Below are 20,602 nucleotides of genomic sequence, written 5' to 3'. Positions count from 1 at the left end.
TTTCGTGTCAGTGCCTGGGTGGTCCGCTCGGTGGAGGCGGCGGAGGCGGCATCCCTCTGGGGCCTGGGCCACCGAAGGGCGGCGGGCCGCCGCGCATTTCCTTATGCCATCGGCGAAGCAACTGCTCGCGCTGGTCCGGCGGCAACTGCTGGAAATGCTGAAACGCTGCATGCAGCTGCTCGCGTTCGGCCGGTGGCAGTTGCTGGAAGCGGCGACTGTTCTCCCGCGCCTGTTCCTGTTGCTCGGGGCTCATCTTCTGCCAGCGGTCGATGCGCTCGCGGATCTCACGGCGCTGATCGGGCGGCAGCAATTTCCATTGCTCGGCGCGCTGCAGCATGCGGGACTGCCGTTCCGGCGGAAACGAATCCCATTTGTCCGCCAGCGGTGACAGGACGTCACGCTCTTCAGGCGTCAGGTTCTGCCACGAACGCGGCGCTGGCGGTGGACCCGGCGGCGGCCCAGGTGGCGGTCCGGGCGGGGGCATGGCCCCAGGAGGTGGTGGAGGTGGTGCACTCTGGGCAAAAGCGGAAGTGGCGATGCCGCCCAACCAGCAAACCAGAAGCAGTGCAAGGAAAATACGACTTCGACGCATGGTCACCGGCTCGCCTGGCTGTCGCCGTTCTTGGCCAACCACCCGTAGAAGTCCAGGTTCTGATACAGCGAGGGATCCGCCGCGGCGGCGTCCGGTGGCAGGTCGCCATCCGCTTCATTCGTTGTCGAAAGCGCCGTAGAGGGTCGGCTGCCGGCGGGTCCCTGCACCGGGGAGGACAGCATCAGTGCCGCCAAGGCGATAGCCGCGAATGCGCCTGCCGGCAGCAGCAGCTGCAGCAGACGGTTGGCCAATGACGACTTATCGGCATTTGCCAGCGCCGCGCGCCTGGCTGCACGCAGACGGGCAGCCGTCGCCGGGTCGAGCTGACGCGCAGCTTCGCGATAAAGCTCGCGGGCACGGCGTTCCAGATGGTTGTCAGGCGCATTCATCGCCATTCCTCCAGTAGGTCGCGCAGGCGTTGTAGCGCGCGCGACAGGTGTGTTTTCACGCTCCCTTCCGAACAGCCCATGGCTCGGGCGGTTTCCGCTACATCCAGACCTTCCAGCACGCGCAGCATGAAGGCTTCACGCTGGCGCCGGGGTAGCAGTTTCACAGCTGCTGCCATGTCAGCGTACGACTGGGAGTCACGTAGCCTTTCCAGCGGCCCCGGCCCGGTGTCGGCGGGCTCCCACATGGGCAGCTCGTCGCCATCCTCGTCCCGGCCGCCCAACCAGCCCACCATGATCGAGCGCACCTTGCGGCGGCGCTGCAGATCCACGATGCGTCGGCGCAGGATGCCCCAAAACAACGGCGTCCACTCCTGGGCTGGCTTGTCACTGTAGTGCTTGACCAACCGCAGCATGGCGTCCTGCACCGCGTCGAGCGCATCCTCCCGGTGGCCGAGGTTCAACTCGGCCATGCGAAAGGCGCGACGCTCCACCTGTGCCAGGAAGGCATCCATCGAGGCCGGCACCGCGCGGATGTCTTCGGCCAGCAGATTGGTTTCGAGAGTGGATACGACGCTGTTCATGGCGTCATTGTCCGATTCGCCGGATCGGGCATGCTGTGACTCCATCGGTACGTCCTTGTGCATCAACGTCCAAGGCTCGCGCGGGTTGACTCACGCCCGTATGATGCGGGAACAACGGTGTCCTGGCGGGGAGAGGTCATGATCGACGGGTTCCTGGCGCTTTACATCTTCATGCTGGCCGCTTTTACGGGGTACGAGATCATCGCGCGGGTACCGGTGATTCTCCACACGCCGTTGATGTCCGGTTCGAACTTCATTCACGGCATTGTGCTGGTCGGCGCCATGATCGCGCTAGGTCATGCCGAGACACCGTTCGAGGTGGCCATCGGCTTCCTGGGGGTACTACTAGGTGCCGGTAATGCGGCCGGAGGTTACGTGGTCACCGAGCGCATGCTGGAGATGTTCAAGTCCAGCAAGCCCGCTCCCGGCAAGGAGACCAAGTGATGGCCTGGCTGGCGGTTGTGATCAAGGCCTGTTATTTCCTCGCTGCCTTGCTGTTCATCCTCGGTCTCAAACGCATGAGTTCGCCGCGTTCCGCGCGGGGCGGCATCGTATGGGCGGGCGTGGGCATGCTGGTGGCGGTCATTGCCACCTTCGCCCTGCCGGACATGCATAACCGGGGGCTGATTCTGGCTGCGGTGCTTATTGGCGTGGGGGCTGCGTGGTGGTCCGGGCGCCGCGTGGCGATGACCGCGATGCCGCAGATGGTGGCGCTTTACAACGGCATGGGTGGCGGTGCCGCGGCAGCCATTGGCGCGGCCGAGCTGTTCAGTTATGCCGGCAACGCAATCACCCTCTTGGACGGCGGTGAGTTCACCGCCAGTGGCGCAGCGACACCGGGAGCCGCCCAGCTGACCCTGGCGGTGCTGGGTGCGCTGATCGGATCGGTGAGCTTCTCCGGTTCGCTGATCGCCTTTGCCAAGCTGCAGGGGTGGCTGGACAAGCGCTTCGTGTTTCCTGGCCAGCGGGCAGTCAACCTGCTGATACTGGCCGCGGCGGTGGTGCTCGGCGCGATGATCGTCAGCGGGCAACTAAGCATGCCGCTGATCGTGTCGTTCTTCATCCTGGCGTTGCTGTTCGGCCTGATGATGACCCTGCCCATCGGCGGCGCCGACATGCCGGTGGTGATCTCGCTGTACAACGCCTTCACTGGCCTGGCGGTGGCGTTCGAAGGTTTTGTGCTGCAGAACGAGGCGATGATCATCGCCGGTATGGTGGTTGGCGCGGCGGGTACGCTGCTAACCCAGCTGATGGCCAAGGCCATGAACCGTTCGATCGGCAACGTGCTGTTCGGCAGCTTTGGTGCCGCTGGCGGCGCCGCAGCGCAGGCCATCGAAGGCAGCCAGAAGCCGATCGAGGCCAGCGATGCTGCGGTAATGATGGCCTATGCCGAGCGCGTGGTGATCGTGCCGGGCTACGGCATGGCGGTGGCGCAGGCGCAACACAAGGTTTGGGAGTTCGCCAAGCTGCTGATCGAGCGCGGCGTAAAGGTGAAATTTGCCATTCACCCCGTGGCCGGCCGCATGCCCGGCCATATGAACGTGCTGCTGGCCGAGGCAGGTGTGCCTTACGACCTGATCGCGGACATGGACGACATCAACCCGGAGTTTCCGAACACGGATGTAGCCCTCGTGATTGGCGCCAACGACGTGGTCAATCCGCTGGCCAAGACCGACCCTTCCTCGCCCATCTACGGCATGCCGATCCTCGACGTGTCGGCTGCCAGGCAGGTGATCGTGGTCAAGCGAGGCAAGGGCACCGGTTTTGCCGGCATCGAGAATGCGCTGTTCTATGCCGACAACGCGCGAATGCTCTATGGCGACGGTCAGGCGGCTGCCGGACAGCTGGTGACGGCGCTGAAATCGCTGGAGGGCTGACGGGGGCTCAACCCCTCGTCTTTCCCCGGATCGCCCGGCTGGCAACGAGTGCAGACAGGCCCATGCCGATGGCGTACCAGACGTCATCAGCAGGCGAGCTGCCAAATTCAGCCAATTGCAGCAACAGGTTGAATCCGGCTGTGCGCATCGCGTCAATGAGCCCCAGGCCCATCAATCCGGCGATGCGCGCGGCGGCGGTCAGCAGGTTCACGTAAAGCGACGCCGACAGCATGGCCAGCGCTGCAAGTAAGGCTGCGCCGGCACCGGCCGGGCGCACCCAGCTGCGAATGGCCAAGCCGAGCATCCAGCCAATGGGAAGCGACAGCCAGGGCAGGGGATGCTGCAGATAAAGCGTGGGCACCATCCAGACGGCACCGGCGGCCAAGCCGAGCATGACGGCGCTGATCAGCGCGAACAGCCAGGAGAATGCGACCCGTGCGTTCATGAACAAGCGGGGAAAAGCAGGGCAGCGGACACGGGTTCTTCTCTGGCGTAAAACTCCCATCATAGCGCGCAGCAAAGGCTCTTCGGCTGGGGCTAGGCTATGCGCGCTCTTGAGATCGGCCCGTCCCGTCCTGATTTGGGGATATGTGTGGCCATCAGGCGGCATAATACTGAGTTTGGCGCGGCACCCTTCCGCGCCCATCGATGAGATTTGGCATGAGCGGTTTCAGTCTTAGCAGCGAACCTTTCACCCTGGAGCGTGACTGCCAAGCAGTCATGGTGCCGCAGGGCGAAACGGTGAGCCTGCCTGCCGGCCAGGTCGGCTACATCACCCAGGCGCTGGGCGGCAGCTTCACGGTTTACGTGGAGGGCAACCTCTTCCGTATCGCCGGCAACGACGCCGATGCACTGGGCAAGGAACCGCCGCCGGCGATCGAACTGGCGGTGGATGCCACCGATGCCGATGTCGAGGCCCTGGTGTGGCAGCAGCTGCGTACCGTGTTCGATCCGGAAATTCCGATCAACGTGGTGGAACTTGGCCTGGTCTACGACGTGAGCATCGAGCACGCCGCAGCGGAGCAGCGGAAGGTGTACGTCAAGATGACGCTCACCGCGCCCGGCTGTGGCATGGGCGACATCCTTGTCGACGATGTGCGCACCAAATTGGAGCTGATTCCCACCGTTGCCGAAGCGGACGTTGACCTGGTGTTCGACCCGCCGTGGAACCACTCAATGATGTCCGACGCCGCCAAGCTCGAAACCGGCATGCTGTAAACCCCACAACGTTCTTCCGTGGGGCGCGCCCAGTGCGCGACCGCGGCGTGCCGGCGCGTTTGCTGCGCAAGTTTTTCTCGCACTCCGCGCACTCCTGCAACAGCCTTGCTCTGATCCATATCAACGTCCTGGACTCCAGTCGCCGCCAGACTGCGCAACGCAGTCTGGCCCGTTATCTGGAGCGCACATGTTTCCTGAGTTTCGCGACCTGATTACCGACCTGAAAGGCCGGGATCCGCACTTTTCTCGCCTGTTCCATCGCCATAACGAGCTGGACCACGAAATCAAGAACATGGAGTCGGGCCTCGCGCCCACCGGGGACGCGTTTATTGAGCAGCTCAAGAAGGAAAAGCTGCATCTGAAGGATCAGCTCTACAGCATCCTGCGACGGGTATCGGCATCCTGAGATGCGGCGCGCACGCCGCTTTTCTCGCGCCAGATTGGCGCGCCTCCCCTCAACGAAACCCAAGGGCGTCGTCGTGTCGTCATCGACTTCTTACCGCTCCCCGACCGATGCACGCGAGAACGAGAATCTCGCGCCTCCCGCAGTCGTAGCCGACGACGCCCAGCCGACTTTGGACGACGCCTTGTCTGCCGCCGGCGAGCTGCAGAGGGAGCGCGAAGCTGTCATGCATGCCATTGATTCGGCGCAGGCACTGATGGCCGATGGCATGCAGCACATACTTGCCGAGGCGTCACCACACGACGCGGACAGCCTGATGGGCACCGTCAGAACCATCCTGGATGGAATGTCGCCCGATGACGCCGAGCGCTTCCGTAGCCTCGTGCTGGAAGGTGACCCCAGCCTGCGACACGGCAAGGGCAGTCGTCATCCGGACGACGAGCTGTCGTCTGGTTGGCGCAAGGGCGAGTATCCGTACCGGAACAAGATGTCCCGTCGCAACTACGAAAAGCAGAAATTTCGCCTGCAGGTCGAGTTGCTCAAGTTCCAGGCATGGGTACGCGAGACTGGGCAGCGCGTGATCATCCTGTTCGAAGGGCGTGACGCGGCTGGCAAGGGCGGCGCCATCAGGCGCTTCATGGAACACCTCAATCCGCGCGGCGCGCGCGTGGTGGCATTGGAAAAGCCCAGCGAATCGGAGCGTGGGCAGTGGTATTTCCAGCGCTATATCCAGCACCTGCCGACCAGGGGCGAGATCGTGATGTTCGATCGCAGTTGGTACAACCGCGCCGGTGTGGAGAACGTCATGGGGTTCTGCACTGCCAATGAGTACGATGAGTTCATGCGGCAGGTACCGGAGTTCGAGCGGCATCTGGTCAGCAGCGGCATCCACCTGTTCAAGTTCTGGTTCTCGGTGAGCCGGTCGGAGCAGCGTCGGCGCTTCGGCGAACGCAAGCTGCATCCGCTCAAGCAATGGAAGCTCAGCCCGGTGGATCTTGCTTCGCTGGACAAGTGGGACGAATACACGCGTGCCAAGGAGTCGATGTTCGCGCACACGGATACAGCCGACTCGCCATGGATCGTGATCCGTTCCGACTGCAAGAAGCGGGCGCGGCTCAATGCGATGCGCCATGTGTTGAATCGACTGCCCTATGCAAACCGCGACGCCGAAGTGATTGGCGTGGCCGATCCGCTGATTGTGGGGCGTGCGCTGTTCGGATAGCGCGGCAAGTTTCGTCTCGAATCGCAACGGGCTCGCCGCTGGTGCGGCCCGTTGTCGGTTGTGGGCACGCTAGTTCCCAGCATCTCGTTTGAGACCCGGCGGGTCTCCGAGTGTCGCCAACGCGTTGGCGAAATTTAATCCCGATTTACTTTCGTCGTGACCTTGTGAATGTCGCGACGCATTGGTGTGCGCAAGTTTTTTCGCATTCTCTCTGGGCGGGGAGATTTTCCTGGCCTGAAGGACGAAATCGATGAGATCGATTAAATGCGCATGACATCGCATTTTGAAACAGATCTCATTGTTTATGCCGATGGGGTCATTTCATTCAACGGCATGAATTAACTGCAGTTGATGAGGTGTGCTGCGTTTCATACGTTTCACGAAAGCGAATTGCTCATGACGCAAGAAGTGGCGTTTTAAACCAATCGCTCCGCATTAATTTGCTCGCATGGTCGTGTTCGACACTGCAAATCGAGAGCATTGACGGTTCGCATTTTCCTGATTAGCGTCAATTAATCCGTGAGCGGGAGGGTTGACGGATGGTCCTTTGGCGGCGTCAGCACCGACATTCGCTTGGTGTGCGTCGTTTAACGAGTCTGTGTCGGGACATGCCGTTCCAGGGAACGGCAGGGGGAAGGCGAGTCCCGGCGCCTATCGGATCGCAAGACAGTCACGAAAGCTGAGGCCGTGCATTCACGGCAACCCATGTCCATGTGGCGCGACGTGCCGCATCAGGACGGTTTGTCCTCAAAAAATGTCAAGGAGACAAGAATGACTGTTCGTATCGATTTGCGGGGAAAGGCTTTTCGCAAGGCGTTGCTGCCGCTGGCCGTGTCGTTCGCCATGGCTGGATCGCTACACGCGGCGACCAACGATACCTGGGTAGGTGTCCGCACCCAGGCCGCCATCGCCAGAACGGTGGCACCCGCCACCGGTGCTACCACCGCTGCCGCGCACCCGAGCTGGACGCTGAGCCTGCATGGGGCGCCGACTGTCGATGCCGCCACCGTGTCGCCGCTGGAAGCCAGTAAGCCGATGCATGTGGAGGTCAGCCTGAACCTGCGCAACGTCGAAGAGCTGGAATCCTTCCTGCACGCGGTCAACGACCCGTCGAGTCCGCAGTACCACCGCTTCCTGAGTCCCGCGCAGTTCAAGGCACGCTATGCGCCTACCGATGCCGATGTGGCGCAAGTTACGGCCCATCTGCGGCAGGCTGGCTTCACCATCGTGCAGGTTGCAGCCAACAACATGCTGGTGTCGGCTGACGGCAACGCCAACACCGTTAACGCCGCTTTCCGCACCACCATGCGCACGTTTGCCTATGGCGGCAAACAGCGCATCGCCAACGATTCGGCGGTGCAGGTGCCGCAGGCGTTAGGCAGCATCGTCGATTCAGTGTTGGGCCTGCAGAACATCAACGTACCGCACACCATGCACCACATCCTTGGCCCGGCACCGTCGCAAGCGAGTGACAGCCATGTGGGCACGCTGGCCGCGGCCAGTCAGGTATCGCACAGCCCGACTGCGTTCCCCGCGATCTATGACGTTGGCAGCACGCCTACCGCATCCGGCACCACGGTGGGCATCGTGACCTGGGGTGACATGACCCAGACCATCACCGACCTCAACACCTTCACCAGCGGCGCGGGCATGAGCACGGTGACCACGCAGGTGGTGAAGACGGGCAGCAACGCCTATGCGGACGACCCCAACGGCGACGGCGAATGGAACCTGGACAGCCAGACCATCGTCGGCACCTCCGGCGGCGTCGGCAAGCTGGTCTTCTACTCGGCGCCGAACTGCTCCAACGACAGTTGCCTTACCGACGCAGCCATCACGGCGGCGTACAACCGCGCCGTGACCGACAACGTGGCAAAGGTGATCAACGTATCGCTGGGCGAGGACGAATCGGCCGCCAACAGCTCCGGCACGCAGGCTGCCGATGACAGGATCTTCGCGCAGGCCGTCGCGCAGGGTCAGACTTTCTCGATCGCCTCCGGCGATTCCGGCGTCTACCAGTGGTCCAGCGATCCGATCGAAGGCGCGCCGGGTTACGTCACCAACTCAGCCGGTACGGTGGAAATCTCGCTCAGTCACTACTCGGTGAGTGAGCCCGCCTCGTCGCCGAACGTGGTGGCGGTAGGCGGCACCACGCTGAGCACTACTGGTAATACCTGGACTGGCGAGACCGTGTGGAACGAAGGCCTTGCCGCGATCGATCCGAGCGGCGGCGACAACAACAAGCGCTTGTGGGCGACGGGTGGTGGCGTCAGCTTGTTTGAGACTGCGCCGGCATGGCAGACCATGGCGTTGGGTTCCACGGTGACCAAGCGTCAGGTGCCGGACGTCGCGTTCGATGCGGCACAGTCCACTGGCGCGAACATCATCATCCAGGGCCAGACCTACCAGATCGGCGGTACCAGCCTGGCCTCGCCGATCTTCGTTGGCATCTGGGCGCGCATCCTGTCGGCGAACAACAACACGCTGGGCTTGCCGACCCAAAACATGTACGCGCACTTCCCGACTGATGCCACGCCGCTGCACGACGTCACGTCGGGCAACAACGGCTATAACGGCTTCGGCTACACGGCCAAGGCGGGCTACGACAACGCAACCGGCTGGGGCAGTCTCGACATCGCCAAGTTCAACAGCTACGTCACCCAGTACTGGGGTGGCGGTGGTGGCGGCACGGGTGGCACGCCAACGGCGAACTTCAGCTTCGTCACCAGCGGGCTGACTGCGACCTTCACCGATAGCTCCACCGATAGCGGCGGCACAATCTCGTCCCACTCGTGGACCTTCGGCGATGGCGGCACGTCCACTGCGACCAGCCCGAGTCACACCTATGCGGCTGCCGGCACGTATAGCGCGAGCGAGACGGTAACCGATGGCGTGAGCGGCAAGATCTCCAGCAAGACGTCGTCGGTGACGGTGTCGTCCAGCTCGCCGTCGCAGTTGCTGGTCAATCCGGGTTTTGAAACCGGCACGGCCAGCCCGTGGACGATGAGCGCCAGTGTGCTGTGCAGCAACAGCAGTTGCAGTGGCGAGACGGCGCATGGCGGCTCGTGGTTTGCGTGGCTCGATGGCTACGGCCAGACACATACCGATACGGTGTCGCAAAAGGTGACGATCCCGAGCGGCAAGACGTCGGCGACGCTTTCGTTCTACATGCACATCGACACGGCCGAGACCACCACGACAACTGCCTACGACAAGTTGACCGTGCAGGTGCTCAATAGCAGCGGTACCGTGCTGAAGACGCTGGCGACGTACTCGAACCTCAATGCGGCGTCGGGTTATGCCCAGCGCACGTTCGATCTCAGTGCGTACATCGGCCAGACGGTGACGCTGAAGTTCGCCGGTACGGAGGATTCGTCGTTGCAGACGTCGTTCGTGCTGGATGATGCAAGCTTGACCGTGCAGTAAGCCGCAGCTGGGGCAACAAAAAAGGCCCGGTCAGCGATGACCGGGCCTTTCTCGTAACGACGGATGCGCAGCGTCAGCTGCTGACTTCTTCGAAGCGGTTGGCATCGCGATTCTTGCGCACCTTGGACGGATCCCAAACGCGACCATTCATGGTGATGTACACGCCATCGGGCAGCGTCTGCACGGCGGCCACCGCGCAACCGACATTGAATACCGCGTCCGAACCCTGGAAGCGTGCCGGATTCAGCGCGCCGGTGAGTACGATTACCTTGCCTTTGATGTTGGCCAGTTCATGCGCAGTCTCGACCATGGTGTCGGTACCGTGCGTTACCAGCACGTGGCGATGCGGCTGTGCTTCGATGGTCGAGCGGATCAGCGCGCGATCCTCGTCAGTGATGTGCAGGCTGTCCTTGCGCAGGATCGGAATCACGTCGAACTGGAAGGCCACGCCCAGCTGGCTGAGGATCTCGCTGATCTGCGGCGCGCCGATCTTGTAGTCCGACTTGTCATCGAAGTAGATCTTGTCGATGGTGCCGCCGGTGGTGACGATGGTCAGATGCTGCATGGTCGGAAGCCACAAGATAGGGGAGGTGCGCATTTTAGCCGTTGATGGCCGTCCGTGCTCAGTGCGGACCCAGCAACAGCGCGGTATCCGTCGCGTCGGTGACACCAAACCGTGACAGGCCATGCCCGACAAAACGCCGCAAGGCGGCGCCGGCCGGTGCGTTTCCGCGCGGCGCCGCCCAGCTGTCATGGCGGGCCAGCAAGGCGGCCGCTGCGCAGCGCGCCAGGGTGATGGCCAGGCCGCGCGCACCGGCTTCCAGTGCGTCGCGTTGCCCGGCATGGGCGTCCAGATAGCTGGAGGCCGCGTCCATGGCCGCATGAATCTGCTTGCGGGCGTGGGCGTCGATGCTGTCGGCCAGCCAGCCTTCGATGGCTGTGTGCAGTGCGCCCAGGCTCTCTCCCGCCAGTGCGCGCAGGCTGTCCAGCGAGAGCACATTGGTGGTGCCCTCCCATATCGCATACACCTGCGCATCGCGCAGCAGTTGAGGGAGGCCGGTGTCCTCGATGTAGCCGGCACCGCCGAAACACTCCAGTGCTTCGGAGCAGAGTTTCACCGCCATCTTGCCGGTCCACAGTTTGGCCAGTGGCGTGAGTAGTCGCAGCAACGCCGCTTCGTGTGGATGTGCGACGCCGTGTTCTACACGACCGAGCAGATGCGCCACCTCGAACGTAAGCGCGAATGCGCCTTCAAACTCCGCCTGCATGTCGGCCAGTGTCTGTGCGTGCAGCGGCTGATCGATCAGCCGCTTACCGAAGGCGCGACGGCGCGTGGCGTAGTCGCGTGCCAGCGCGATGGCGCGGGCCATGCTGGCGGTGGCACCGATCGCGTTCCATGTGCGGGTGATGTTAAGCATGGGCGCAACCTGCCGCACGCCATTGGCCAGTTCGCCCAGCGGCCATGCAGGCAAGCCATCGAGATGGATCTCGGCGGTGGGCAGCTCGTGTGTGCCGAGCTTGTCCTTGAGGCGATCGATGATCAGCTCCGGCTTGCGGCGCTCTCCGTCCATGGTTTCCACGTAGAACAGCGCGAGCGCACCGGGGCCTGTGCCGGCTCCGTCAGGGCGTGCCAGGCCGAGCGCGACTTCACCCACCACGGCCGAGCTGAACCACTTGCGGCCATAAAGCCGCCATTGGCCCGAAGCGTCCTGGCGCGCCACGGTCTCGGTGTTGCCCACATCAGAGCCACCGGCGTTCTCGGTCATCCATTGGCCGCTCAGCCAGAACGTGGCGGCGTTGCGGCTGAGCAGATGCGGCAGCGCGCGCTCGATCAGGGCCTTGTTGCCGGAAGCCTTCAGCGCGGTGGCTGCGCCATCGGTCATCGCCAGCGGGCAGGTGTAGAACTCGCTGGGCACGTGATAGAGGTAAGCGCGGGCAAACTCTTCGAGTCGCGCGTGCTCGCTGGCTTCATGGCCGGCAGCGAGCACCGAATGGGATGTGGTGATGTGCGGGCCTTCCCGCCAGGCCTCGGTCAGTTCGATGCGGTCGACGCGGTTGCCCCATGCATCCCATTGCGTGAGCACGGGTTTGCGGCGGGTGGTGCGGCAAGCGCGTTGCCACGCCATCAGCGCATAGTCGCCCAATGCCTGCAGGTCGGCGTCGAGTGCTGCACGCCGCGCTGGCGGTAACGCGCGATCGAGCATGGAACGCAGCAGGCGGTCTTCACGATACGGATGAGCGAGCTGCGGCGGATCTTGCAGGAATCCCATGGTCGGCTCTCGACGGATCGGTCGTCGGAAGTATAGGCGCGCGTTACCAACGATGCGTGGAGCGGGCTTTCAGCCCCGCTGGATCGCATCGAAGTTCACCAGATCTTCCTGCTTGCCGTTGATGTACAGCCGCAGTCGCCGACGCGGGTAGTCGCACACATCGTGTTCAAGCCGCTGGCCCATCACCAGCAGCACCAGTGGTTCGTTGCCGCTATTGGTCAGCATGTGCGCCGGGCCGTTGCGGGCGAAGCCGAGAAAATCGCCGGCGCTTATGGCGTGCGGCTGTTCGTCGATGATCGCGGTGCCGTGTCCCGAAAGCACATAGACGCACTCTTCCTCATAGAGGTGCCGGTGATATTCGGCGGAGTCGTGGCCGGGCGTTAGCTCCACGCGCAGCACCCCGATCTGGGTGAGGCCGGTGGCATCGCCCAGCCACTTGCGATGCCGCACGCCGTTGGGGTTGAGGGAATGGATGTTGGTGTCAGCCGACATCGCCTCGATGTCGGCTGCCTTCAACAGCTCGCGTGGTGCAGTCATTCGGGGCTCCGGTAACAAGCGTGTATCCGTAGCCTATCCCGCCACCCGTCGCGACCTTGTCAGGGCCTGCTGAACTTGAGGATGAAGCGATCGGTATGGCCACGCGTGGATGGATCGTAGATGCCGGCAGTATGACTGTCGGCAGGATTGCGCAACGCATCGCTTTCACCATCGAAGCGGAAGCCCGCTGCGGTGACTTCCGCTTTCACTGCGGCTGGATCGATCCGGTGCAGGTCGTCAGTACGTGATAGGCCGCTGCCAGCCGCCGCCGCGTGGTCGAGCACGAGCAGCGTGCCGCCGGGTTTGATGGTGTCGAACAAGGTTTTGTCCAGGCGCGCGATGTCCGGAGAGCCCATGAAGGGATCATGCAGATCGTGGTAGTTCTGCGACGTCCAGATCATGTCGACCTTCTCGGGAATGGACATGGCCGATGCGGGTTGAACCAGCACGACCACGTTCGGAAAGGCCGTCGTTCCAGCAAAACTTCGCAGGCTCAGCAGTCCTTTCGGCGCGGCCTTGTCCATCTCCGCCGGCTGCAGTGCGTAGACCTTGCCTCTCGGCCCGACGATCTTGCTCAGCAAGCGTGTGTAGTAGCCCGTTCCCGGCATCAGATCCACCACCTTGTCGCCGGGCCGGACACCGGCAAACGCCAGCACTTCAATGGCATGACGATCCGCGTCTTGCGCTTTGTCTTCCGCTGGTCGGGCCGTATCGGCGATGGCGTCGGTGATGTTGGATGGCACGTGCGTGGATGCCCATATTGGCGGCGCGATGCACATCGATGCGGCGACAAGAATGATCAGCGAATGACGTTTCATGACTAACCCTCCACCTAGTGAACGTAGTTGATCGCGATAGCTGGGGTGATCGAGGACGATGTGTGGTGGCCGCCGAAAATCACACGCGTGCCGATCAGCACACCGATGTCCGGCGTCCAGCTGTACTCGATGGCCGGCGCGACGCCGAAGTAATCGCTGGTGCCGGAATTCATGTGCAGGTCGCGTGGCAGCGGCGGCCCGCCGAACGGATCGACGGTGTCGCTGCCGGTGACGCGGGTGTTGCCGTTGTGGTTGTAGAGCGCATCCATCGCAAGCACCCAGCGGCGCGTGAGGCTGTATTCGACCGAGACGTCCATGCCATAGCTGTTGCCCGGTCGCGCCCGGCCGGAGAACGTGTTGCTCGTGCCATACACGCTCACGCCGTGTACGTTCGTGCTGCCCGAATACGACGCGGTGAGGTTCAGGCGCAGGCGCAGGATGCGGCCGTTGGGCATCCACAGATAGGTCTGCGCGTTGAAGCCCAGCGTGGTGGTGTACACGCCGCTGCCCATGCCATCGGCAGGCCGGTTGCCGAGGCGGTCGTAGGCCCCGGTGGGCAGGGTTTCCTGGATCATCAGCGCCGTGCTTGGCACCCAGCTGTCTTCGTGGAAGCGGGTGAACTGGTATTGCGCCTGCAGGGTGAAGTCGCCCAGCCCGACGCCGCTGCTGTTGGGGCCGTTATCCACGCGGTTGTAGCCGAATACCGGAATGATGCCGACGCTGAGACGGTCGGCCAGGCCATAAAGCAGGTAGGTCCGCGAGCCGAAGCTGTTGGCGTGCGGGGCGCGCACGTCGTAGAGATAAGGCTCGGCCAGGACATGGCCCGGCGCGCCTGTCTCGGGCGAGTTCGCCATCATGGGGCCTGTCCACCAGGCGTCTTCACGCGATTGCTGAGGGAAGTCCTCCGCCGAGGGCAAGGAGCGTGCCGGCAACGGGAAAATACCCAGCAGACAGGCCAGCGCGAAGACGGCCAGGCGGGATAGGGTGGGGACGACTGGGTGATGAAACTTCACAAGGGTTCCCTGGGTTTTGGCGGGCTTCACGCTATGTCTCCGAGCGGTCTTCGAAAATATCCACTTTGATATGATTCGATATGACCACTTCCGCGCCATCCGGAGATTGTGATGACACGTGCTTCCGCCAGTTTTGTGCCGCCAGTCGCGATCGATCCGGATAGCGGCATGCCGATGTACCAGCAGCTGTCGGACTGGTTCCGACGAGCCATCCGCGACGGCCACCTTCGACCGGGGCAGCGCGTACCCTCCACCCGCAACCTGGCGGGCGAGCTCAAGATTTCCCGTATTCCCGTGCTCAGCGCCTACGACCAGCTGCTGGCCGAGGGGTATCTGGAAACCTTTGCCGGCTCGGGTACCCGTGTGGCCAAGGCGATAGCCACCACGGCCTGGACCACGACGGGCAACCGGCGGCAGCGTGTACAGCTGAACGGACACGCCGAAACCGCATCGCGCCGCATGTCGCGCCGCGCAGCTCTGCTGCACGGGCCCGAGCAAACCTGGCTGGGCAATCTGGGCGCGTTCCGTGTCGGCCTGCCGGCGCTGGATCGCTTTCCGACCGGCGTATGGGCCCGATTACTGAGTCGACATGCGCGGCAGTTGTCCGTGGACACCATGAGTTACGGCGATCCGTCAGGGCACTTGCCGTTGCGCGAAGCCATCGCGGAATACCTGGGCGCCGCGCGCGCCGTTCGTTGTGATGCTTCGCAGATCCTCATCACTACCGGTTCGCAGCAGGCGTTGCAGATTTGCGCACACGTGCTGCTCGATGCGGGCGATCGCGTGTGGATGGAAGACCCGGGTTATCCCGGCGCACATCAGGCGTTCCGCACGGCGGAAGCGCAGATGGTGCCGGTTCCCGTGGATGGCGAAGGCATCGATGTCGAAGAAGGCATACGTCGCGCCAAGGGCGCACGTGCGGTCTACATCTCGCCGTCGCACCAGTTTCCGCTCGGCACCACCATGAGCGCATCGCGACGCATGCAATTGCTTGCGTGGGCTGCGCGCGACGACGCGTGGATCATCGAGGACGACTACGACAGCGAATACCGCTTTGGCGGACGTCCAGTGGCATCGCTGCAAGGACTGGATACGGGCGCTCGCGTCATCTACGTGGGTACCTTCAGCAAGGTCATGTATCCCTCGCTGAGGCTGGGCTACATGGTGGTACCCAAAGATCTGCTGCCGGCCTTCCATGCAGGTCGCGATGCCATCGACACGTTCTCTTCCACACTGCACCAGCTGGCCATGACGGACTTCATCCGCGAAGGCCATTTCGCCCGGCATATCCGCGCCATGCGTGCGCTCTACCGGGAGCGACGCGCGACCTTGCTGAAAGCCATCCAGCGTCAGATGGGCGATCGCCTCGAAGTGATTGGTGCCGAAGCGGGCATGCAACTGGTGGGCTTGTTGCCGCCCGGTGTAGACGATATCGAGGTATCGCGGCGGGCGGCGCAATGTGGTGTATCTGCGCGGCCGCTATCGCAGTGCTATCTGGAATCGCCCGCGCGTGGCGGGCTGATTCTTGGCTACGGCGGAGCAACGCTGGAGCAGATTGACGAAGGCGTACGCAAGCTCAGCCTGTGCTTTTGAAAGCACTCAAGGAGACGTTACGTTGGACGCTTGCGTTTCACACCTGCACCCAGCGTCCCGATCAGCGTCAGCGTCAGCACGATCTCGATCCATGCCAGCCAGCGTTCGCCTGGCGCGCTCCAGGCTTCGCTGATGCCGTGGCAGAAGTAGAACAGGCTCAGGATGCCGACCCACAGCAGCGCGCGGCGCACGTCGCGGATGGCCAGTAGCGGCAGCAGCAGTGGGATCACGGTGATGGCGAGCACCAGGGCGAAGGGCATGGACTGCGCGGGGAACAGCCAGCCGTGCCAGACCAGCTGCAGCGCCGCCAATGCAGCCCAGGCGAGCACGCCGATACGATAACTGGTGGCGACGGGCGTGCTCACGCGCTGGCACCCAGGCGGCGCGCTACGTCGGCGAGACGGCGGCCCAGTGCGCGCGCAAGTTCGCGCTCGTGTTCGGTAATGGCATTGTCGCCCTTCGCGCCGGTCACGTGACTGGCGCCATAAGGCGTGCCACCGCTCTGCGTGGCGGTGAGTGCGGGCTCTGTATAGGGCAGGCCGACAATCAGCATGCCGTGGTGAAGTAACGGCAATGCCATGGTGAGCAGGGTCGATTCCTGTCCGCCGTGCATGGTGCTGGTGGCGGTGAACAGCGCCGCAGGCTTGCCGGCCAGCGCGCCGCTGGCCCATTCCGCGCCGGTGGAGTCGAGGAAGTACTTGAGCGGTGCGGCCATGTTGCCGAAGCGCGTGGGACTGCCCAGCGCGAGCCCGACGCAATCGATCAGGTCCTGGCGGGTAACGTAGGGCGCGCCCTCCTCAGGTTCCGGCGGCTGTGCCACTTCGGTCACCGGCGCTACCGGCGGCACCTGGCGCAGGCGGGCACGCATGCCGGGCACTTCTTCCACGCCGCGTGCGACCAGGCGCGCTAGCTGGGCGGTGTGGCCGCTGCGGCTGTAGTAAAGGACCAGGATGTCTTGGCTCATGGGTTTGGGTGATTGCCAGTGATCGGTTAGTGTACCGGCCGATCAAGCCCGTGTTGCCCGTCTGTTCACGTCCTGCGTATGGGGCCGGGCGGCACCATGGGGTGTACGACGCACAAAAGGAGCCGCCATGGCCTTGCGTTTCGATCGCGATCGCACGCGAAGTTTCAGCCACTTCCTGTGGCAACGCTTCATCGACGACAAGTGCTTCGAGACCGCCGGTGCGCTGTCCTATACGACACTGGTGTCGCTGGTTCCGCTCATCGTGGCCTCGCTGGCCATCTTCGCGGCGTTTCCCGCCTTTGCCCAGGCGCGCAGCACGCTGATCGAATTCGTCTTCAGCAATTTCGTGCCCGCGGCGGGCGAGAAGGTGCAGGAGTACCTCAACGGTTTTGCCGATAACGCCAGCAAGCTCACCGGCATCAGCGTGCTGGTGATGTTCTTCAGCGCGCTGTCGATGATGGTAAGCATCGAGGACCGCCTCAACCGCATCTGGCGCGTGCAACGGCAGCGCGGTTGGGTGTCGCGGCTGCTGCTGTATTGGGCGGCGCTTACGTTGGGACCGGTGCTGATCGTGGGTGGACTCGCGGTGGCCTCATACGCCACGGCATTGCCAATTTTGAATGAAGCTGCCGGCCAGCTCGGTTTGCGTCAGCGTCTGGTGGGCACGTTGCCCTTCATCGTCACTTTCCTCACGCTCATGCTGATCTACCTGATGGTGCCCAATCGTCGGGTGCACTGGCGGGACGCGGCGATCGGTGCCTTGCTCGGCGCCGTGCTGTTCGAGATTGCGCGCTGGGGCTTTTCGCGCTTCATTCACCATGCGCATACCTATCAGCAGGTGTACGGCGCGGCGCTGGCGGCAATACCGATTTTTCTGCTGTGGATCTACCTTTCGTGGGTCATCGTGATTTTGTGCGCATCGGTAGCCGCGGCGGTCTCGGCCTTCGACTATGAGCCACCTGTTCAGTGCCTGTCCGAAGACGCGGCCTTGCTTGGCCTGCTGGTGGTGCTGGGTCATTTCATCGATGCGCATCGCGCGGGACGTCAGCTTGATCCCGACGAAGTGCGCGACAGCGAGCCACGCTTGCGGCGAGCCGCCGTCGTCGGCTACTTCGATGACCTGCAACGCGCCGCCGTCATCTGTCGCGGGGAAGGTGGTGGCTGGTTTCTGAGCCGTAGCCTGGAAAGCACGGATTTGCTGCGCGTGTATGCTCACTGCGCTTACCGCGTGCCGTTGCAACCCGCACAAGAAGTTCTTGCGCAAGGGCTGCGGTTGCCGCCGGAGCTGGTTGCGTTGCTTGACACCGTGGCGCAATCGCTCGACGCCACACTAAGTACGCGGCTGGACCAGGCTTACCCACCGGTCACACCCGCCACTGAAATATCCGAGGACATCCCCCAATGACATGCTTCAAACCGCTTGCCGCCCTGGCGCTGTCCCTGGCGCTCATCGGCAGTGCGCAAGCCGCGATGCCGGAACAGCCGTCGCTCAAGATCACCACGCTGGACGGCAAACCCTACGACCTCGCCACGCAGCGCGGCAAATGGGTGATCGTCAATTACTGGGCTACGTGGTGTGTGCCGTGCATCAAGGAGATGCCTGACATTTCCAGGTTCGTCAGCACCCACAAGGACAAGGTCAGCGCCATCGGCTTGGCCTATGAGGACAGCGACAAGGCCGACATCCAGACCTTCCTCACCAAGCATCCGGTGAGCTACCCGATTGCGCAGGTCACCCTGGACAAGCCGCTGAAGGATTTCGACGAACCGCGCGGCCTGCCAACCACCTGGCTGATCGGCCCAGATGGCAAGGTGTCCAAACGTTTCCTGGGCCCAGTGACCGAAGCTTCGCTCAGCCAGGCCATCGGTCTGGGGAAATAGTCATGGCAGCGGCGCGATTCCTGGTCAGCGGCAAAGTGCAGGGTGTGTTCTATCGCGCCAGCGCTCGCGAGCAGGCACTGGCGCTGGAGCTCACCGGCTATGCGAAAAATTTGCCTGACGGGCGCGTGGAAGTGGTCGCCAGCGGTTCGAGTTCGGCGCTGGAAGCGCTGGAACGCTGGCTGTGGCACGGACCATCGGCCGCTCAAGTGGATGCCGTGACCCGCGAGGAATGCACCGCGCCCGATGTGCGCGGTTTTCAAACCGGCTGAATACCGCCTCGCAGTCGTCGACCGACCAGGGAGGCGCGGCGTTTCGCTGTGCGCCGTCCTGGCGTCATCGCGTCCGTCGTTCAGCGGGAGACAACCTTCACGCAAAGTCGACAGGGACAACACACGCGATGGCGACCATGGCGTGTCTATTCCCGCTCCTGTAGTTCGTCGCATGGATAAGCCCGGCAGCGGGCGTTGATCCCACGGCCACCGCGCCAGGATGGGCGGTGCCACTTTGCACAGGAGAGCTTTCATGTCATCCCGCTTCCAGCGCATCACTCCGTTCCTCTGGTTCAACGATCAGGCCGAAGAGGCTGCCGCGTTTTACGTCTCGGTGTTCGAGAACTCCCGCATCCTCAACACCACGCGCTTCACGGCCGAGAGCGCAGCGGCCTCCGGGCGCCCTGAGGGTTCGGTGATGACCGTCGACTTCGAATTGGACGGCCAATCGCTCGCGGCGCTCAACGGCGGCCCGATCTTCAGCTTCAACGAAGCGGTGTCACTCGTCGTCCACTGCCGCTCGCAGGAAGAGGTGGATCACTACTGGGCCAAGCTCACCGAGGGTGGCAATGAGAAGGCGCAGCAGTGCGGCTGGCTCAAGGACCGTTACGGTCTGTCATGGCAGGTGGTGCCGGACGAGATGATCCGCCTGCTTGCCGATTCCGATCCGGGCAAGGTCGCCCGCGTTACCGCCGCGATGATGCAGATGAAGAAGCTCGACCTGATCGAGCTGCGCCGCGCGGCAGCCTAGTTGCTCATTCCTCGCAGGTATCGGGCACCCACAATGCCTTGTCAGTGACGTGCTCGCTCTTGGGCTTGCCCTTGAGCTTGGGCAGTTTCGGCTCGGGTATGGTTTCGTCATGGCGCGGCACCTGTTGCAGCAAGTGCCGGATGAGGTTGATGCGCCCGCGCTTCTGGTCATTGAAGTCGACCACGAACCATGGTGCTGCCGGGCGCTGCGTGCGCTCGATCATCACGTCACGCAGGTGCCCGATCTCGTCGTACTTTTGACGCGAAGCCAGATCGTTTGGCGAAAGCTTCCAGCGCTTGAGCGGGTCCTCGGCGCGTTCGGCGAAGCGCTCCTCCTGTTGCTTCTGGTCCACCGCCAGCCAGTACTTGAGCAGGATGATGCCGTCGTCTGTCAGCAGTTTTTCAAAAGCCGGCACTGCCGCCATGAATGCCTTGTACTGGGCTTTCGTACAAAAACCCATGGCCGGCTCCACCACCGCGCGGTTGTACCAGCTGCGATCAAACAGCACGATCTGACCCGCGCTCGGCAGGTGTTCCACGTAGCGCTGGAAGTACCACTGCGTGGCTTCGGTTTCGTTCGGCTTGGACAGCGAGGCAATGCGATAGCCGCGCGTGTCCATCGATTCGGTGATCGCCTTGATCGTGCCGCCCTTGCCGGCGGCGTCGCGACCTTCGAAGATCACCACCACCCGATGGCCGCTGCGTTGCAGCCATCGGTGCAGTGAGGCCAGTTCCAGCTGAAGCTCTTCCATCTCGCGACGGTAGGTCTTGTCCTTCTTGGCCATCTGCGGGTACTCCG

The 20,602-nt window shown here is 63.2% G+C and carries 23 protein-coding genes; 11 read left to right on the top strand and 12 right to left on the bottom strand.

All coding sequences use genetic code 11. The features are described from left to right. Window positions 1-7: 7 nt before the first annotated feature. The 3 genes from AC3CBN_RS19890 to AC3CBN_RS19880 form a co-directional block, all read right to left on the bottom strand. Entirely contained in the window at window positions 8-484 is a 477-nt protein-coding gene (locus AC3CBN_RS19890; RefSeq protein WP_488634701.1) for a DUF3106 domain-containing protein, read from the bottom strand. A gap of 110 nt (window positions 485-594) precedes the next feature. Next, window positions 595-981, bottom strand: a complete 387-nt coding sequence (locus AC3CBN_RS19885) for a DUF3619 family protein (protein ID WP_488634700.1) — start codon at window positions 979-981, stop codon at window positions 595-597. Then, complete coding sequence (locus tag AC3CBN_RS19880; RefSeq protein WP_488634699.1) at window positions 978-1,562, bottom strand: RNA polymerase sigma factor; 585 nt, start codon at window positions 1,560-1,562, stop codon at window positions 978-980. Before AC3CBN_RS19880 ends, AC3CBN_RS19885 begins: the two co-directional genes overlap by 4 nt. A 138-nt stretch (window positions 1,563-1,700) precedes the next feature. Between AC3CBN_RS19880 and AC3CBN_RS19875 the strand changes: the two genes are divergently transcribed. Both AC3CBN_RS19875 and AC3CBN_RS19870 read left to right on the top strand, forming a co-directional pair. Further along, window positions 1,701-2,006: an NAD(P) transhydrogenase subunit alpha part 2 gene (locus AC3CBN_RS19875; protein WP_488634698.1), complete on the top strand. Its 306-nt coding sequence runs from the start codon at window positions 1,701-1,703 to the stop codon at window positions 2,004-2,006. After that, entirely contained in the window at window positions 2,006-3,439 is a 1,434-nt protein-coding gene (locus AC3CBN_RS19870; RefSeq protein WP_488634697.1) for an NAD(P)(+) transhydrogenase (Re/Si-specific) subunit beta, read from the top strand. The genes AC3CBN_RS19875 and AC3CBN_RS19870 overlap by 1 nt, the downstream gene beginning before the upstream one ends. A 7-nt stretch (window positions 3,440-3,446) precedes the next feature. Here AC3CBN_RS19870 and AC3CBN_RS19865 read toward each other — a convergent pair whose 3' ends face one another. Further along, window positions 3,447-3,884, bottom strand: coding sequence for a hypothetical protein (locus AC3CBN_RS19865; protein WP_488634696.1), 438 nt, complete (start codon window positions 3,882-3,884; stop codon window positions 3,447-3,449). A gap of 215 nt (window positions 3,885-4,099) precedes the next feature. Here AC3CBN_RS19865 and sufT point away from each other — a divergent pair, with 215 nt between their 5' ends. From sufT to AC3CBN_RS19845, 4 genes are all read left to right on the top strand, one after another. Further along, window positions 4,100-4,657: a putative Fe-S cluster assembly protein SufT gene (sufT, locus tag AC3CBN_RS19860; protein ID WP_488634695.1), complete on the top strand. Its 558-nt coding sequence runs from the start codon at window positions 4,100-4,102 to the stop codon at window positions 4,655-4,657. 187 nt (window positions 4,658-4,844) lie between these two features. Next, window positions 4,845-5,063, top strand: coding sequence for an HP1242/YdcH family protein (locus AC3CBN_RS19855; RefSeq protein ID WP_488634694.1), 219 nt, complete (start codon window positions 4,845-4,847; stop codon window positions 5,061-5,063). Window positions 5,064-5,136: 73 nt separating this feature from the next. Beyond that, window positions 5,137-6,282: a polyphosphate kinase 2 gene (ppk2, locus tag AC3CBN_RS19850; RefSeq protein WP_488634693.1), complete on the top strand. Its 1,146-nt coding sequence runs from the start codon at window positions 5,137-5,139 to the stop codon at window positions 6,280-6,282. 771 nt (window positions 6,283-7,053) lie between these two features. Then, window positions 7,054-9,708, top strand: a complete 2,655-nt coding sequence (locus AC3CBN_RS19845; protein ID WP_488634692.1) for a protease pro-enzyme activation domain-containing protein — start codon at window positions 7,054-7,056, stop codon at window positions 9,706-9,708. A gap of 73 nt (window positions 9,709-9,781) precedes the next feature. Here the strand turns inward: AC3CBN_RS19845 and AC3CBN_RS19840 are convergent, their stop codons facing one another. From AC3CBN_RS19840 to AC3CBN_RS19820, 5 genes are all read right to left on the bottom strand, one after another. Then, window positions 9,782-10,273 carry an asparaginase domain-containing protein gene (locus AC3CBN_RS19840; RefSeq protein WP_488634691.1) on the bottom strand — a complete coding sequence of 164 codons (492 nt, stop codon included), beginning with the start codon at window positions 10,271-10,273 and terminating at the stop codon, window positions 9,782-9,784. 58 nt (window positions 10,274-10,331) lie between these two features. Beyond that, a complete protein-coding gene (locus tag AC3CBN_RS19835) occupies window positions 10,332-11,978 on the bottom strand; it encodes an acyl-CoA dehydrogenase family protein (RefSeq protein ID WP_488634690.1) in 1,647 nt (548 codons plus the stop codon). 69 nt (window positions 11,979-12,047) lie between these two features. Further along, window positions 12,048-12,515 carry a cupin domain-containing protein gene (locus tag AC3CBN_RS19830; RefSeq protein ID WP_488634689.1) on the bottom strand — a complete coding sequence of 156 codons (468 nt, stop codon included), beginning with the start codon at window positions 12,513-12,515 and terminating at the stop codon, window positions 12,048-12,050. Window positions 12,516-12,574: 59 nt separating this feature from the next. Beyond that, window positions 12,575-13,333, bottom strand: a complete 759-nt coding sequence (locus AC3CBN_RS19825) for a class I SAM-dependent methyltransferase (protein WP_488634688.1) — start codon at window positions 13,331-13,333, stop codon at window positions 12,575-12,577. 14 nt (window positions 13,334-13,347) lie between these two features. Continuing rightward, window positions 13,348-14,376, bottom strand: a complete 1,029-nt coding sequence (locus tag AC3CBN_RS19820; RefSeq protein WP_488634687.1) for a transporter family protein — start codon at window positions 14,374-14,376, stop codon at window positions 13,348-13,350. An 81-nt stretch (window positions 14,377-14,457) separates the two neighbouring features. On the opposite strand from AC3CBN_RS19820, the gene pdxR reads away from it, so the two are divergent. Further along, window positions 14,458-15,939, top strand: coding sequence for a MocR-like pyridoxine biosynthesis transcription factor PdxR (pdxR, locus tag AC3CBN_RS19815; RefSeq protein WP_488634686.1), 1,482 nt, complete (start codon window positions 14,458-14,460; stop codon window positions 15,937-15,939). A gap of 17 nt (window positions 15,940-15,956) precedes the next feature. On the opposite strand, the gene AC3CBN_RS19810 is transcribed toward pdxR, so the two are convergent. Both AC3CBN_RS19810 and wrbA read right to left on the bottom strand, forming a co-directional pair. After that, the gene (locus tag AC3CBN_RS19810; protein WP_488634685.1) at window positions 15,957-16,304 is read right to left on the bottom strand and encodes a DUF2069 domain-containing protein; all 348 of its coding nucleotides are present in this window, start codon (window positions 16,302-16,304) and stop codon (window positions 15,957-15,959) included. Further along, complete coding sequence (gene wrbA, locus AC3CBN_RS19805; protein ID WP_488634684.1) at window positions 16,301-16,903, bottom strand: NAD(P)H:quinone oxidoreductase; 603 nt, start codon at window positions 16,901-16,903, stop codon at window positions 16,301-16,303. Before wrbA ends, AC3CBN_RS19810 begins: the two co-directional genes overlap by 4 nt. Window positions 16,904-17,030: 127 nt before the next feature. Here wrbA and AC3CBN_RS19800 point away from each other — a divergent pair, with 127 nt between their 5' ends. The 4 genes from AC3CBN_RS19800 to AC3CBN_RS19785 all read left to right on the top strand — a co-directional run bounded on the left by AC3CBN_RS19800 (window position 17,031) and on the right by AC3CBN_RS19785 (window position 19,804). Further along, the gene (locus AC3CBN_RS19800; RefSeq protein ID WP_488634683.1) at window positions 17,031-18,308 is read left to right on the top strand and encodes a YihY family inner membrane protein; all 1,278 of its coding nucleotides are present in this window, start codon (window positions 17,031-17,033) and stop codon (window positions 18,306-18,308) included. Then, entirely contained in the window at window positions 18,305-18,784 is a 480-nt protein-coding gene (locus AC3CBN_RS19795; RefSeq protein WP_488634682.1) for a TlpA family protein disulfide reductase, read from the top strand. Before AC3CBN_RS19800 ends, AC3CBN_RS19795 begins: the two co-directional genes overlap by 4 nt. 2 nt (window positions 18,785-18,786) lie before the next feature. After that, window positions 18,787-19,053 (top strand): acylphosphatase, encoded by a 267-nt coding sequence (locus AC3CBN_RS19790; RefSeq protein ID WP_488634681.1) that lies wholly within the window; start codon window positions 18,787-18,789, stop codon window positions 19,051-19,053. A 253-nt stretch (window positions 19,054-19,306) separates the two neighbouring features. After that, a complete protein-coding gene (locus AC3CBN_RS19785) occupies window positions 19,307-19,804 on the top strand; it encodes a VOC family protein (protein WP_488634680.1) in 498 nt (165 codons plus the stop codon). Window positions 19,805-19,808: 4 nt separating this feature from the next. On the opposite strand, the gene ppk2 (AC3CBN_RS19780) is transcribed toward AC3CBN_RS19785, so the two are convergent. After that, a complete protein-coding gene (gene ppk2, locus AC3CBN_RS19780) occupies window positions 19,809-20,588 on the bottom strand; it encodes a polyphosphate kinase 2 (protein ID WP_488634679.1) in 780 nt (259 codons plus the stop codon). Window positions 20,589-20,602: the final 14 nt, after the last annotated feature.

The organism is Dyella sp. OK584 (genome assembly GCF_057787755.1).
Note: the sequence above shows the minus strand (reverse complement) of the source record. Positions and strands in the feature narration are given on the sequence as shown.